Origin of the sequence: Nocardiopsis chromatogenes YIM 90109 (assembly GCF_000341185.1) — a bacterium.
Lineage (GTDB): Bacteria > Actinomycetota > Actinomycetes > Streptosporangiales > Streptosporangiaceae > Nocardiopsis_A > Nocardiopsis_A chromatogenes.
Genome location: NZ_ANBH01000272.1, coordinates 15,840 through 30,826, shown reverse-complemented (window position 1 = coordinate 30,826; position 14,987 = coordinate 15,840). Strand labels below are relative to the sequence as shown.

General features: G+C 73.8%; 9 protein-coding genes and 2 pseudogenes. 8 read left to right on the top strand and 3 right to left on the bottom strand.

Going from position 1 to position 14,987, the window contains the following annotated elements; all coding sequences use genetic code 11:
* A pseudogene (locus D476_RS34460) lies at positions 1-331 on the bottom strand (MFS transporter); the annotation flags it as partial.
* 468 nt (positions 332-799) lie between these two features.
* On the opposite strand from D476_RS34460, the gene malQ reads away from it, so the two are divergent.
* Positions 800-2,857: a 4-alpha-glucanotransferase gene (gene malQ, locus D476_RS0125035; RefSeq protein WP_017626660.1), complete on the top strand. Its 2,058-nt coding sequence runs from the start codon at positions 800-802 to the stop codon at positions 2,855-2,857.
* Positions 2,858-3,586: 729 nt separating this feature from the next.
* On the opposite strand, the gene pepN is transcribed toward malQ, so the two are convergent.
* Entirely contained in the window at positions 3,587-6,130 is a 2,544-nt protein-coding gene (gene pepN, locus D476_RS0125025; protein WP_017626658.1) for an aminopeptidase N, read from the bottom strand.
* Positions 6,131-6,362: 232 nt separating this feature from the next.
* Between pepN and D476_RS0125020 the strand changes: the two genes are divergently transcribed.
* The 5 genes from D476_RS0125020 to D476_RS0125000 all read left to right on the top strand — a co-directional run bounded on the left by D476_RS0125020 (position 6,363) and on the right by D476_RS0125000 (position 10,047).
* A complete protein-coding gene (locus tag D476_RS0125020) occupies positions 6,363-6,974 on the top strand; it encodes a mycothiol-dependent nitroreductase Rv2466c family protein (RefSeq protein WP_017626657.1) in 612 nt (203 codons plus the stop codon).
* A gap of 107 nt (positions 6,975-7,081) precedes the next feature.
* Positions 7,082-7,246 (top strand): hypothetical protein, encoded by a 165-nt coding sequence (locus D476_RS38280; protein WP_192826423.1) that lies wholly within the window; start codon positions 7,082-7,084, stop codon positions 7,244-7,246.
* 581 nt (positions 7,247-7,827) lie between these two features.
* Positions 7,828-9,249: an aldehyde dehydrogenase family protein gene (locus tag D476_RS0125010; protein ID WP_017626655.1), complete on the top strand. Its 1,422-nt coding sequence runs from the start codon at positions 7,828-7,830 to the stop codon at positions 9,247-9,249.
* Between the two features lie 100 nt (positions 9,250-9,349).
* The gene (locus tag D476_RS38275; protein WP_017626654.1) at positions 9,350-9,505 is read left to right on the top strand and encodes a hypothetical protein; all 156 of its coding nucleotides are present in this window, start codon (positions 9,350-9,352) and stop codon (positions 9,503-9,505) included.
* A 74-nt stretch (positions 9,506-9,579) separates the two neighbouring features.
* Entirely contained in the window at positions 9,580-10,047 is a 468-nt protein-coding gene (locus tag D476_RS0125000; RefSeq protein WP_026123838.1) for a ribose-5-phosphate isomerase, read from the top strand.
* Between the two features lie 724 nt (positions 10,048-10,771).
* Here D476_RS0125000 and D476_RS0124995 read toward each other — a convergent pair.
* Entirely contained in the window at positions 10,772-12,025 is a 1,254-nt protein-coding gene (locus D476_RS0124995; protein ID WP_017626652.1) for a GNAT family N-acetyltransferase, read from the bottom strand.
* Between the two features lie 241 nt (positions 12,026-12,266).
* On the opposite strand from D476_RS0124995, the pseudogene D476_RS34450 reads away from it, so the two are divergent.
* A pseudogene (locus D476_RS34450) lies at positions 12,267-13,365 on the top strand (PP2C family protein-serine/threonine phosphatase).
* A 102-nt stretch (positions 13,366-13,467) separates the two neighbouring features.
* Positions 13,468-14,820 carry a magnesium transporter gene (mgtE, locus tag D476_RS0124985; RefSeq protein WP_017626649.1) on the top strand — a complete coding sequence of 451 codons (1,353 nt, stop codon included), beginning with the start codon at positions 13,468-13,470 and terminating at the stop codon, positions 14,818-14,820.
* Positions 14,821-14,987: the final 167 nt, after the last annotated feature.

The window sequence follows — 14,987 nt, the reverse complement described above, 5'->3', positions numbered from 1 at the left end:
CCACCGCCAGCGGCAGCGCCGCCCACCACAACCGGGCGGGCAGGAACGCCATCACGGCCAGCCCGGCGCCGTAGACCAGCGCGGAGTACAGCAGCAGCCGGTCGTTGGGGCGGCGGTCGGCCATCCGCCCGCGGATGGGCCCGCCGAGCGCGGTGCCCACGGTCAGGCCCCCGGCGACCAGTCCCGCCAGCGCATAGGAGCCGGTCCACCCGGCCACCAGGAAGGTGACCGCGATCGGCATGCCCCCGATGTGCAGCCGGGCCGCCAGCGACCAGAAGAGCAGCCCCCCGAGCCGGGGCACGGCGAACAGCCGTCGGTAGGACTGGAGCATTGTCCTACTCAATCACAGGATTCGTCCTATTGTTAAAGGATCCCATGTTTAGCCGCGACGACGTGTCCGCAATCCGATGAACAGGCGCGCAGCGACGAGCGGAGCAGAGGAGAGGCGCCGCCGGGGCGAGGGGCGGCCCCTGCGGCAGCGCTGTCGGCTACCGGGCGTGTGCATGGTCACCGCGAGGGGCGGCAACGGAGGAAGCGGTTCCCGGGCCCCGCCTGCCGTCCACCGGGTCCCGGACGGTCCGGGTGGGCGGCGCGGTACCGGAGTTCGCGCTCTTCCGCGCCCGAGGTGCCGCCTGATCCATTGCCGCGCGTCCCCCATGCGGGCGACGACGTCGCTGCTCGGAGCGCTTGGCAGGAGTGCCTATGCGGCGAACCGGACCCGGTCCCGTCTGTTTCCGGTCCCGAACGGTGCATGGCGTTCAAGGCCCGAACGCCCCTCCATGCGGCATCATCGTGTGCTGTGAGCGATGCGGACCTGGCCCGGCTGGCCGAAGAGCACGGCGTAGCGACCACCTACGAGGACTGGCGGGGCCGCCGTGTGCGCGTCGGTGCCGACACCCTCCGCCACGTCCTGGCCGCGCTGGGGGTGGACGCCTCCGACCCGCGCGCCTCCCTGGAGGCCCACTGGGCCGACCAGGCCCGCCGCATGCTGCCCCCCGCCGTCGTCGCCCGTGCCGGGCGCTCGCCGCGGATACCGCTGCCCGACGGCGCCCGCTCCTGGGTCGAGCTCGCCGACGGCGGCTGGGCCCGCCCCGGCCCCGACCTGCCCACCGGCGTGCACTCCCTGCACGCCGAGTGCCACGGCATCGCCCAGAGCGCCCCGCTCCTCGTCGTCCCCGACCGGCTGGAGCCCCCGCGCGCCCTGGGCGACCGCCGCGCCTGGGGCCTGACCGCGCAGCTGTACTCCATCCGCTCCCGCGCCTCCTGGGGCCTGGGCGACCTGCGCGACCTGGCCGAACTCGCCGACTGGAGCGCAAGGGACCTGGGCGCCGCCTTCACCGCCGTCAACCCGGTCCACGCCGCCGAGCCCGAGATCCCCCTCGAACCCTCCCCCTACCTCCCGGTCAGCCGCCGCTACTCCAACCCCATCTACCTCCGCGTCGAGGACGTGCCCGAGTACGCCCGGCTCGACCCCACCCAGCGCGAGGCCGTCCAGCGCCTCGCCCGCCCCCTGCGCGAACGCGGCCGCACCGCCGACCTCCTCGACCGCGACTCGGTGTGGAGCGCCAAGCGCGCCGCCCTGGAAGCGCTCTACCAGGTGCCGCGCTCGCCCGCGCGCGAAGCCGCCTTCCAGGCCTACCTGGAGCGCGAAGGCGCCCCGCTGGTCGAGTACGCCACCTGGTGCGCCCTGGCCGAGGAGCACGGCCCCGACTACCGCGCATGGCCCCCGGAGCTGCGCGACGTCTCCGGCCAGGAGGTGGGGGCGCGGGCCCTGCGCCGGTGGCCCGAGGTCGACTTCCACCGGTGGCTGCAGTGGGTGCTCGACGACCAGCTCGCCGCCGCCCAGGCCAGCGCCCGTGCCGCCGGGATGCCGGTGGGCATCGTGCACGACATGGCGGTGGGCGTGCGCACCGGCGGCGCCGACGCCTGGATGTACCGCGGCACCCTGGTGGAGGGGGTGAGCGTCGGCGCCCCGCCGGACGCCTTCAACCAGCAGGGCCAGGACTGGTCGCAGCCGCCCTGGCACCCGGTGCGCCTGGCCGAGGAGGGGTACTCCCCCTTCCGCCAGACCCTGCGCCAGGCCATGCGGCACGCCGGGGGTGTGCGCGCCGACCACGTCGCCGGACTGTTCCGCCTGTGGTGGATCCCCGAGGGCGCCGACCCCTCCGAGGGCGTCTACGTCCGCTACGACCACGAGGGCATGGTGGGCTCCCTCCTCCTCACCGCGCAGGAGAGCGGCGCCCTGGTGGTCGGCGAGGACCTGGGCACGGTCGAGCCGTGGGTCCGCGACCACCTGGCCGAGCGCGGCGTCCTGGGCACCTCGGTGCTCTGGTTCGAGCGCGACGAGAACGGTGCCCCCAAGCGCCCCGAGGACTGGCGGCGCGCCTGCATGGCCACCGTCGCCACGCACGACCTGCCGCCGGTGGCCTCCTTCCTCACCGCCGAGCACGTGGAGCTGCGCGACCGGCTCGGGCTGCTCGACCGGCCCGTGGCCGAGGAGCGGGCCGAGGCCGAGGCGCAGGTGGAGGCCTGGCGCCGCCGCCTGGTGGAGCTGGGCCTGCTGGACGAGGGGGTGGACCCCGTCTCCTCGCCGTCCACCGTGGTGGCCGCGCTCCACGCCTACCTGGCCCGTACCCCGGCGCAGCTGGTCGGCCTGGCCCTGACCGACCTGGTGGGGGACCGGCGCATGCAGAACCAGCCGGGCACCTCCACCGGGTACCCCAACTGGCGGATGCCGCTGACCAGCGCCGAGGGCGAACCGGTGCTGCTGGACGAGCTCTTCGCCGACCCGCACCTGTCGGCGGCGGTGCGCCGCGCCCTGCAGCCGGTCACGGCCGGCCTGTGCCGGGGAGGGTGAACGGGAGGGCGCCCGAGGAGGGCCCGCATACGCGCACGGCGGGGCCGGGGGAGACCCCGGCCCCGCCGTCTCGGCCGCTCGCCGTCGGCTGGATCGCCGATGGGGAACTCTGCATCAGCCGCGGACACGGCGAGGGGTGCCCGTGGCCGGTGTGTGCGGGCCGGGTGCGCCAGGGGGCGGGGCGGTGGTCTGGACCCTGAAAGGCCGGAGCGCCATGCCGGGTGGACGGCCGGGGGCTCATGGGCCGGGGTGGGCCGGAGGGGGTGCGCGCTCCACGCCGCGATCGGGCACGACCGTTTGACCGGTGCCCCGGTCAAACGGTTGCCGGTGGTGGCCTACAACCACTGACCGGGGCACACATCTCCCATCAACCTTGCTGTGGTGTTCCTCGGGTCAGGCCCTACTGCGCGACGCCCGGGCACGCCCCTCGCCGCGTTCCCATCGGTCGACGGCACGCTCAGGCCGACTCCCCTGCTTTTCAGGAACACAGCGGCTATGCGATGGACGCACTTGGACGCCGCTCGCTACGGACCCGACCCGAGGAACACCCCCTGGGGCGTGTTCCTCGGACCGTTCTCGGCCCGCGGCCACCGGAGCGGTGCCCGCTGCGCCGGGACGCTCGACCGGCCGACCAGGATGGACGTCGCGCCCCGGCTTGCGAGTGCCGCCCCGGACTGTTGCCCGCTCATCGGGAGGTCTCCGAGGAACACGCCCTGCGCGCTCACCCGGCTACTCGGCGGCCTCGGCGTCGCGGCGGCGGGCGCGCAGCGCGCGCTCGACCGTGGCCCGGCCCTCGATCAGCAGGCGGTGCAGCGCCGGGGCCGGGTTCTGCGCCTCGATGTAGGCGTCCGTCCGGCGCAGCGTCTGCTCCTCCACCAGGTGCGAGGGGTAGGCGATCTCAGCGAAGGACTGGGCGAACTCCTTCGTCCAGTTCTCCCAGACCTCGCCCAGCCGCGCGAAGTACGGCTCCACGTACGGACGGCACAGCTCGCCGTGGGACGGCTCGGTGAAGCCCAGCAGCGTCGCCCGGAACTCGGCGTTGGCCATGTCCCCGGCGGTGATCCGGTCCCAGGCGGCCGCCTTGGCCTCGGCGGTGGGGACCGCGGCCCGGCACGCGGCCGCGAACCGCTCGCCGGTGGCCGTCGGGTCGGACTCCAGCTCCGCCGCGATCTCCTTCTCCCCGGCCTTGCCGCGCGCCACCAGGCGGCGCAGCAGCGTCCAGCGCAGGTCGGTGTCGACGGTCAGGCCCTCGACCTCCAGCGCACCGTCCAGCAGCCCCTGCAGCAGCGACAGGTGCTCGTCGGACACGGCCGCGTCGGCGAACCCGTGCGCGTAGACCAGCTGCAGGTCGCTGCCGGGCGCGGCGGCCGTCAGCAGCCCGCGCAGCTTGGTGGCCAGCAGGTCGAACCCGGTCGGCGCCCACTCGGGGTCGGCGTAGTTCACCAGCGCCGACACCGCCTGGCGGAGCAGCATCTGGGCCACCGACACGTCGTGCACCCCGCCGATGCCCGACTCCACCAGCCGCACGTAGTCGCGCGCGGCCATCTCCGCGTCCCGGGTCATGTCCCAGGCCGCCGAGAAGCACAGGGCGCGCGGCAGCGACTCGGCGATCTCGCCGACCCCCTCCACCACGGTGCGCAGCGACCGCTCGTCCAGGCGGACCTTGGTGAAGGTCAGGTCGTCGTCGTTGATGAGCACCAGGTCCGGGCGCTCCTCGCCGACCAGCTCGGGCACCTCGGTGCGGGCGCCGCGCACGTCCAGCTCGACCCGGCGCCGCCGCACGATCCCCTTGTCGGTGCGGTCGTACAGCCCCACCGCCAGGCGGTGGTCGCGCAGCGTCGGGTAGTCCTCGGCCGCCTCCTGCAGCACGGCGAAGGAGGTGAAGCGGCCCCCGTCGTCGGTGGTGAACTCGGGGCGCATGGTGTTGACCCCGGCCGTCTCCAGCCACTGCCGCGACCAGTCCGACAGGTCGCGCCCGGAGGACCGCTCCAGCTGCCGCAGCAGGTCCGACAGCTCGGTGTTGCCGTAGGCGTGCTCCTTGAAGTACTCGCGCACGCCCTCGAAGAACGCGTCCACGCCCACGTAGGCCACCAGCTGTTTGAGCACCGAGGCGCCCTTGGCGTAGGTGATGCCGTCGAAGTTGACCTCCACCGCCTGCATGTCGGGGATGTCGGCGGCGATGGGGTGGGTGGAGGGGAGCTGGTCCTGGCGCAGCGCCCAGGCCTTCTCCACGTTGGCGAAGGTGGTCCAGGCGTCGGTCCACTTGGTGGCCTCGGCCTGGCAGTGCACGCTGGAGTAGGTCGCGAACGACTCGTTCAGCCACAGGTCGTCCCACCAGCGCATGGTGACCAGGTCGCCGAACCACATGTGCGCCATCTCGTGCAGGATCGTCTCGGCGCGCCGCTCGTAGCGGGCGTCGGTGACCCGGGAGCGGAAGACGTAGTCCTCCAGGAAGGTGACCGCCCCGGCGTTCTCCATCGCCCCGGCGTTGAACTCGGGCACGAAGAGCTGGTCGTACTTGCCGAAGGGGTACCGCATCCCGAAGACGCGGTGGTAGAAGTCGAAGCCCTGCTTGGTGACCTCGAAGATGGCGTCGGCGTCCAGGTGCTCGGCCAGCGACGCGCGGCAGAAGACGCCCAGCGGGATGCCGTCGTGGGAGTCGCGCTCCACGTGGTAGGGCCCGGCGATGAGCGCGGTGATGTAGGTGGAGATCGGGTCGGTGGCCGGGAAGTGCCAGCGCACCGCGTCCGGGCGGCCCTCGACCGGGGCGCGCTCGGTGTCCGGAGCGCTGTTGGAGACCACCTCGAAGTCCGTGGGCGCGGTCACCGCCAGCTCGAACCGGGCCTTCAGGTCCGGCTGGTCGAAGCAGGTGTACATGCGGTGCGCGTCGGAGGTCTCGAACTGGGTGTACAGGTACACGTTTCCGTCGACCGGGTCGACGAACCGGTGCAGGCCCTCGCCGGTGCGCATGTAGGCGGCCTTGGCGACGATGGTCAGCTCGTTGGCGGCCTCCAGGCCGTCCAGCGCGATGCGCCCGCCGTCGAAGACCTGCGCGGGGTCGAGGGCGCGCCCGTTGAGCACCACCGACTCCACTTCGGGGGCCACCAGGTCCACGAAGGTGGAGGCCCCGGGCTCGCTGCAGTCGAAGCGGATCACCGTGGTGGACGCGAACGTCGTGTCCCCGGTGGTCAGGTCGAGCTCGACGTCGTAGGAGGCGACATCGAGGAGCCTTGCGCGCTCGCGTGCCTCGTCGCGTGTCAGGTTGCCCGCCACGTACCGCTCCCTTCACGGCCGCCGTCATCGCCGGCCGGACTCGACGAACGGCCCCCGTGCGCCGTTCGCGCCCGGCGGCCCCTGTGATTCGGTTTCCGCCGTTGATCCTGCCACTTCCCGACCGCCGATGCGGAACCGGAATGCCGGGCGCGGCGGCGGGGTTGTGGTGCGTGGGCGGCCCCGGGGCCGCCCGGGGACCCCCACTGACGACCCGGAGATCGAGGGCGGAGCGATGAGCGAGACGAAGACGGTGGACTTCTGGTTCGACCCGGCCTGCCCGTGGGCCTGGCTGGCCTCGCGGTGGCTGCTGGAGGTCGAGAAGGTCCGGCCGGTGAAGGCCCGCTGGCATGTGATGAGCCTGGCCGTCCTCAACGAGGGGCGCGACGACCTGCCGGAGCGCTACCGCGACCTGCTCCGGTCGGCCTGGGGGCCGGTGCGGGTGGCGATCGCGGCCGAGCAGCGGTTCGGCCCCGACATCCTGGGACCGCTGTACACCGCCATGGGCACCCGCATCCACCTGCAGGGACAGGAGCTGGGCCCGGAGCCGGTGCGCGAGGCGCTCAAGGAGCTGGACCTGCCGGCCGATCTGGCCGACGCGGCCGAGTCCTCCGACTACGATGAGGCCCTGCGCGCCTCCCACAAGGACGGGATCGACCGCGTCGGCGAAGAGGTCGGCACACCGGTGATCTCCGTGGAGGGGGTGTCCTTCTTCGGTCCGGTGGTGACCCCCGCCCCCAAGGGCGAGGCGGCCGGGCGGCTGTGGGACGGCGTGCTCCTGGTCGCGGGGACCGACGGCTTCTTCGAGCTGAAGCGCAGCCGCACCCGGGACCCCATCTTCGACTGAGAACACGCACCGGAACGACGCACGAGACGATGCGCGGCCGCGCGGCTCCGGCGCCGGAGGGCGCCGGGGCGGTCGGCCGCACGGAGAACAGCCCGGGAGGACCGGCGATGAGCGGACCTGACGACGAGCGGCGGGTCGACCTGTCGGACTTCGACGACGGCCCGCCCGTCCTGCCCGACATCACCGACGACGAGCGCGGCTCGTCGTGGGGCGAGTACGAGGAGGACGACGTGGCCCGTCTGCTGGAGGACCGCCCGCCGCACTGGGGCTGATCCGGGCGCGGTGTCGTGGGGTGCGCCCGTCCGGTCGAGGCCCGCATGGGCCGGGCCGTTCCCGGCCCATGCGGTGCATGCGGTGCGCGGCGGCGGGCGCGGTCACGTCCGCCGGGTTGGTGTCATTTCCGTCCGGACGGCTCGGCGCGGTCGTCACGGGCGGTCACGGGCGTGGGACGGTCCTGCGTCAGTGGCGGCGCCCTGACCGGCTTCCTGCCCGTCGGCGGTCGGCCTTCGGCCGCCCGCCCATGGCGGCCGAAGGATCCGCGGGCGCCTTGTGGTGGTGCCCGCTGCGGAGGGCGCTTCCGCGTACCTGCCCTCGTGTCTCGTCCGCGGTCACGTCCGTGGAATCTCCGTCCGACCAATCCTGCGCGGTCGTCATGGCCTTGGGGCGGTCCTGCCTCTGTGTCGGTGCGCTGACCGGCTTCCTGCCCGTCGGCGGTCACGGCCGCCGAGAACCACACCGCTCCAGCGGATACCGCCCCGTCCGCTCCTTCGGCGGTCCCGGCCACCGCCCGGCGCGGCCCCGATACGGGTCCCCGGACGGATTAACCTAACAGTGTTCTGGGAAGGTGGGCGGCATGCGATCCCTCTACATCGAGGGCGCCTGGACGCCCTCCGCCTCCGACGCCTCCATCGACGTCGTCGACCCGTCCACCGAGGAGGTCATCGACGCCGTCCCCGCGGGGGACGCCTCCGACGCCGACCGCGCCGTCGAAGCGGCCCGCGCCGCCTTCCCCGGCTGGTCGGCCCTGCCCGTCGCCGAGCGCCGCGCAGCCCTGGGCAAGGCCCTGGACCTGCTGCGCGAGCGCGCCGACGGCATGGCCCGCACCATGGCCGCCGACATGGGCGCCCCGCTGCGCTTCGCGGCCAAGGTCCAGATCGGCCTGCCGCTGCTGATGTTCTCCACCTTCCTGGACCTGGCCGAGGAGGTCGGCGAGCGCTACTTCACCGGCGAGGAGGTCGGCAGCTCGCTGGTGGTGCGCGAGCCCTACGGGGTCGTCGGCGCCATCACCCCGTGGAACTACCCCCTGCACCAGGTGGTGCTCAAGGTCGTCCCGGCCATGCTCGCCGGGAACACCGTGGTGCTCAAGCCCAGTGAGGTCGCCCCGCTCAGCGCCTACGACCTGGCCGAGGCGCTGCACGACGCGGGCCTGCCGCCCGGCGTGTTCAACCTCGTCATGGGCACCGGCCCGGAGGTCGGCGAGGCGATCGCCGCACACCCGGGCGTCGACATGGTCTCCTTCACCGGTTCCGGCCGCGCCGGAACCCGGGTGGGCGAGGTCGCCGCCGCCACCGTCAAGAAGGTCGCCCTGGAGCTGGGCGGCAAGTCCCCGAACGTGCTGCTGGACGACGCCGACCTGCCGACCGCCGTCAAGGCCGGGGTCGCCGACGTCATGCGCAACACCGGGCAGAGCTGCAACGCCCTGACCCGCATGCTGGTGCCGCGTTCGCGCTACGACGAGGCGGTCGCCCTGGCCGCCGAGGCCGCCGCCAAGTACGCCCCGGGCGACCCGAAGGAGGAGGGCACCCGCATGGGGCCGGTCGTCTCCGCCGCCCAGTTGGAGCGGGTGCGGGGCTACATCGAGGCGGGCGTCGCCGAGGGCGCCCGGCTGGCCGCCGGGGGAGCGGAGGCGCCCGAGGGGGCCGGGCGCGGCTACTTCGTGCGCCCCACGGTCTTCGCCGACGTCACCAACGACATGCGCATCGCCCGGGAGGAGATCTTCGGGCCGGTCCTCACCGTCATCGCCTACGACGACGAGGAGGACGCGGTGCGCATCGCCAACGACACCGAGTACGGCCTGGCGGCCGGGGTGTGGTCCGGCGACCCCGACCGCGCGATGCGGGTGGCCCGCCGCCTGCGCGCCGGTCAGGTGCAGGTCAACGGCGGCGGCGTGAACCCGCTCGCACCGTTCGGCGGGTACAAGCGCTCGGGCGTGGGGCGCGAGTGGGGCCTGCACGGGCTGGACGAGTTCTGCGAGGTCAAGGCCATCCAGCTGTGAGGGGTGGGGCCGGACGGGGCACCCGGGACCGCCGCATAAGATGATCCGTGGCGTTTCGCCCCGGTTGTTATGTCCCGGTTCCCGTCTGTCGAGGTGTGACGTGAGCAGCAAGCCCGAAGTGTCCAAGGCCGGTCCGCTGAGCAAGGACGTCAAGGCCATGGTCGTCACGAACGTGGTGGCGGTCCTGTCCATGGCCCTGTTCGCGGCCCTGGGCCTGGGCGTCGCCTACGCCGCCAACGGCACCCTGGTGTTCTGAGGCAGGCCGACGGCCGACCGCGGCCCGCTCCGCCCCNGGCGTTTTGTGCGCCGCTGCCCTGCCACACTAGGGGCGTGCGAGTTTATCTTGGTTCCGATCACGCGGGCTTCGAACTGAAAGAGCACCTGGTGGCCTGGCTCAAGGAGCACGGGCACGAGGTCGCCGACGCGGGCCCGGCCGTCTACGACGCCGTCGACGACTACCCGCCCTTCGTGCTGCGCGCCGCCGAGGGCGTCGCCGCCGACCCGGGCGCCCTGGGGATCGTCATCGGCGGCTCCGGCAACGGCGAGCAGATCGCCGCGAACAAGGTGAAGGGTGTGCGCGCGGCGCTGGCCTGGAGCGAGGAGACGGCGGTGCTGGCCCGCGAGCACAACGACGCCAACGTGGTCGCGATCGGGGCGCGCATGCACAGCCTGGAGGAGGCGACCCGGCTGGTGGAGCGCTTCCTGGGGACGCCCTACAGCCGGGAGGAGCGGCACACGCGCCGCATCGACATGCTGTCCCGCTATGAGGAGTCCGGCGAGCTTCCGCCGCTGCCGTAGCCGGTTCCGGCGCCGCCGACGCCCGGTGGCCGCTCCCGGAAGGGGCGGCGGGGCCGGTGCGTGAAGAAGGACGGGGGCCCCGCGAAAGCCTGCCGAAGGCGATCGGCGGGCCCGCTGCGCTGCCGGGGAGCGGACCCGCCGGGCGGGACGTCCCCGGAGCTCGCCCGGGGGACGACGTCCTGCAGCGACCGTAATACGGTTCGCGTCCGCTGAAAAGTGCCGGACCGCCTGAGACATGGGGAAGCGGCGGCGTGTGCGCGGTGGGACGGCCCCGGCCGTGCACCGTCGGCCACCGGGCTCGACTCGGGGGCGCCCCACACGGCCGTTCTGCGCCTCTGGGACGAAGGCGCGCCGGGGACGCCCCCGCCCGCCGACACGCCCCGGCGGCGCCGGTCACGGTCGCCGAAGGCCGCACCGTGTTCCGTTTCGGGTTCATTGGGGGCCGGAAGCAACGCCTTCCCGTCGGCTGAGGGCTCATTCCGCCGGGAGAGGTTGGCGTCGCCCTCGGCCCTGGTGGCCCGGTCGCGCAGGGGCTCGGGGCCGGTGTCCGACCCGCGCGAGCGCCCCGGGGCGCGCAGCTCATCGCGGTATCTCCCTCCCGCCGGAATGTCCCTCCCCCTTCCCAGGGGTGAGACCCCCCGGAACGAAGCACCGCTCCGGCGGACGCCATCCGACCCGCTCGCCGGAACCGCCGGAATCGCCGGAGACTCCGGAGCCGGAACCGTCAGAAGACCACCGAGCAGAACGGCGCGTGGTCGATCGACAGGGCCAGGTCCAGCTTCGCCGCCGCGCGGGGGGTCGCCTCGGTCGCCATGCCCGCCGCCGTGTACGCGTTCAGCTTCGTCCACCCCAGGTAGGCGGCGCCCAGCTGGGCCACGTCGAGCGACAGGTCGGGCTCCTCCTCCGTCCGCACGCACTCGGCCGCCCCGGCGCCGTCGGCCCGCAGCCGCCACCGCCCGGCGTTCCACGGGCAGTCGCGGTCGGCCACCTCCAGGACGGTGTCCACCGGCGCCGCGTACGCCCGCTCCTCCAGCGCCCGCGGCAGGTCCACCAGCCGCAGCCAGAACGCCTCACCGACCTTGGCGCGCACCCGGTAGGCATCGGCGGCCAGGGAGAACAGCGGGGAGTCGGCGGGCAGCATGCGCGCCGTCACCTCCCCGACCAGGTCCCGGCCGAGCACGTGCCCCCACAGCAGGGCCTCGGCGGCGGGAGAGGCGGACACCAGTTCCTTCAGCTCCAGCCGCCCGTTCGGCATCTCGTCGTCCCAGTCGCCCTTGGTCCGGTACACCGCGTACCCCTGCGGGCCGGTGGGCCCCTCGGCCACGGCGCACAGCCAGGGGCCGTGCCCCTCCCGCTCGCCCGGCTCGTCCCGCAGCAGCAGGTCCCACCAGGCGCCGCTGCGCTGGAACTGGCCCACCCGGCTCTCGGCCTCGGCGCTGAAGAGCGCCTCCATCTCCTTGCGCATCTCCGCCCGGGGGCCCAGACGCAGGGTGAGCGACGGGTCGTGCGGCACGTCCGGGCGCAGCCGCACCTGGCGCGGGTCCATCCGGACGTCGAGGCACCGGGCGGCCGGACCGTACCCGAACCGCCCGTAGATCGCCCCCTCGGTGGCGAAGAGGGCGGCCACGCTCTCCCCGGCCGCGCGGATGTCGGCGAGCTGGCGGCGCATCAGCGTGCTGAGCACGCCCCGGCGCCGGTGCGTGGGCCACACGCCCACCGCCGAGACCCCGGCGACCCGCCGCGGCCCGCCGGGCAGCGCCATGGTGAACGGGTGCACCACGGTGGTGCCGATCATCCGGTCGCCGTCGAAGGCGGCCAGGGTGCGCTCCAGGTCGGTGACCGGGCGGCGGAACCCCTCGTCCTCGGGGTCGCGGGAGGACAGCAGGGCCGTCCCGCACACCCGGGCGAACTCGGTGAACTCGTCGGACTCGATGGGGCGGACCGGCCACCGCGGGCCGGAGACTGCGTTGTCGTCCATGCCGGTTTCCTACTACCGGAGCCGCGCGCAGGCGAATGGTTTTTCCGCCGAAACGGGTGTGAGATCGCCGGTCGCCTGACGCGCACCCGCTCGTCCGGCCATACTTGACCATGAGGAGTTCTGCGCGATTTCCGGGCTGCACGCTGGGGCGATATCGGATGGTCCCTTTTCGGGTTTGCTGTCGTTTTTGCCGCCGGGGCGGCGTGCTCGACCGGTTTTCCCGCGCTAAGGTGCGGGGACGATGAACTCCACGCCCGCCGCGAAGCTCAGCCGCCGTGCGCGGTCCCTCTGGCAGCGCGCGGCCGCCTTCCTCAGGCGCAAGGTGCTCTTCCGCTACCGCCTGGTGCTCATCACCCTGGTCCTGCTGGCCGTCGGCATCTGCGCCGGGGCCGTGTGGGGGCCGCCCGGGTGGTTCCCGCCCAGCGCCGTCATCCTCACCGTGCTCGCCGGGGGGCTCCTCCTCAAACGCAAGAGCCTGGCATTCCTGCTGGGCGTGGTCGCCGTCACGCTGCTGGCCACCGCCGTGGCCCTGGACTTCAGCCAGGTCGGCCCCGGCCTGGCGGTCACCATCGGCGTCGCCGGGGTGCTCGCCTACCTGCTGTCGGGGGTGCGCGAGCGCCTGGGCGTGCAGGGCTTCGGCGGCGAGAAGATGCTGCTGGAGCTGCGCGNCCCCCCTGCCCGCCCTGCCGCAGGGGTGGGGCGCCGGGGCGGTGCTGCGCCAGGCGGGCGGGTCCTCCTTCGGCGGCGACTTCCTGCTGTCCCGCCTCCAGGACGGGCGCCTGGACCTGGCCCTGGTCGACGTGTCCGGCAAGGGCGTGGACGCCGGGACCCGGGCCCTGCTGCTCTCCGGCGCCTTCAGCGGCATGCTCGGCGCCGTCCCCTCCGAGCAGTTCCTCGCCTACTGCAACGACCACCTCGTCCGCACGGCCGAGGGTGAGGGGTTCGTCACGGCCGCGCACCTGAGCATCGACCTCCAGACCGGCGACTACCTCATCACTTCGGCGGGCCACCCCCCGGCGGTCCAGTTCGACAACGGGGCCGGACAGTGGTCGACTACCGATGCCAAGGGCGTCGTGCTCGGAGTGATCCCCGAGATGACCTACACGCCGGCGGAGGGCCGCCTGCGCCCCGGCGACGCGATCATGCTCTACACCGACGGGCTGATCGAGACCCCCGGCGAAGACCTCGACGCCGGCGTCGACCGCCTCCTCGGCGCCGCCGAGGGGATGGTCGCCCAAGGGTCCCGTCAGGGCTTCCGGAAGGGCATCGAGCGCATCGTGGACACCCTCGGCAAGGGCGGCAACGACGACACCGCGCTCGTGGTCATCTGGCGTTCCTGACGCCGTTCCCGGGTGGGCCCCCGCGCGGGGGTAGTGTCGCACGGTGCCCGCCCCGGGCCCGCGCGTGCCCGGAACGCGCCGACGGACGAGGGAGCGAAGGGGGTGCTCGGCGTGGCCGACGAGGACAACGGCGAAGAGCTCATCCGGCTGATCGAAGAGAACGACCTCACCGGAATCCGCCTATGGCTGGCCAGCCATGCCCCCTATGAGATCGCCGACGAGCTGGAACGCATGGACAGCCACCGGGCGATCGTGCCCTTCCGGCTCCTGGACAAGGACCGCGAGCTGGAGGTCTTCGAGGAGCTCGACCCCGTCCACCAGCAGGAGATCCTGGTCGGCCTGCGGGACGCGGCCTTCCACGACCTGCTGGAGGAGATGGACCCCGACGACCGCGCCCGGCTGATCGGGGAGGCCCCCGCCAAGATCGCCACCCGCGCGCTGGCCGGGCTCAGCCCCGCCGAGCGCAAGATGACCGCCGCGCTGCTCGGCTACCCCGAGGGCTCGGTCGGCCGGTACATGACGCCGGAGACGGTGATCCTGCACCGCGACCTGTCGGTGGGCCGCGCCCTGGAGGTGGTGCGGGCCAAGAGCGCCGAGGCCGAGACGGTCTACACCCTGCCGGTCGTCGCCGACGGGCGCCGCTTCGACGGCACCGTGCAGCTGGCCGACCTGGTGCGCGCCGACGACGAGACCCCGCTCAAGGACGTCGTGGACGTCCTGGTTCCGCGGGTGCGGGCCACCGAGCCCGCCGAGGACGCCGCCCGCCTGATGCAGGAGGCCAACCTGGTCGCGCTGCCGGTGGTCGACTCCGAGGAGCGCTTCGTCGGGCTGCTCACCTTCGACGACGCCCTGGAGCTGATCGAGGCCGCCGACTCCGAGGACTTCGCCCGCCAGTCCGGTGCCAGCCCGGTGGCCGGGCACTACGTGGCCGCGAGCGTGGTGCGGCTGGCCCGCGCCCGGGCCACCTGGCTGCTGCTGCTCATCGTCGCCGCCACCTTGACCGTCAACGTCATGCAGGCCTACGAGGCGACGCTGGAGCAGGTCACCGCGCTGGCCCTGTTCGTGCCGATGCTCACCGGCACCGGCGGGAACGTCGGCTCGCAGTCGGCCACCGCCATCGTGCGCGCCCTGGCCGTGGGCGAGGTGCGGGTGCGCGACCTGCCCCGGGTGGCGGGCAAGGAGGCCCGGGTCGGCCTGCTGCTGGGGCTGATGCTGGCCGCCGTGGCGATGGTGATCGGCTCGGCCCTGGTGGGCACGGTGATCGCCGGGGTGGTGGCCGGGTCGGTGATCGCCATCTGCACCTGGGCGGCGGTGATCGGGAGCTGCATGCCGCTGCTGGCGCGCCGCGTCGGGGTGGACCCGGCCGTGGTGTCGGCGCCGCTGGTGGCCACCCTGGTCGACGCGACCGGCCTGCTCATCTACTTCAACATCGCCCGGCTGGTGCTGCACATCTGAGGCCGCCGGGGCGGGTGCGCCCCGCGGGGGCGGCCGCCACCCCCGGCGCCGCCGGGCCCGCCGCCTCCCGGCCGTCGGCGCGTCCGTGCCCGCCGCCGGGCATGACCGCCGGGGCCTCCGGGTATCGATGACGGAGAGACACTGGCCGGACGCGCCGAAGGGGGACG

What these genes read in the sequence shown, in the direction of transcription:
- D476_RS0125020 (WP_017626657.1), top strand. Translation starts at nt 6,363, where the DNA reads ATGAGCGAGACGAAGACGGTGGACTTCTGGTTCGACCCGGCCTGCCCG.
- D476_RS38280 (WP_192826423.1), top strand. Translation starts at nt 7,082, where the DNA reads ATGAGCGGACCTGACGACGAGCGGCGGGTCGACCTGTCGGACTTCGAC.
- D476_RS0125010 (WP_017626655.1), top strand. Translation starts at nt 7,828, where the DNA reads ATGCGATCCCTCTACATCGAGGGCGCCTGGACGCCCTCCGCCTCCGAC.
- D476_RS0124995 (WP_017626652.1), bottom strand. Translation starts at nt 12,025, where the DNA reads ATGGACGACAACGCAGTCTCCGGCCCGCGGTGGCCGGTCCGCCCCATC.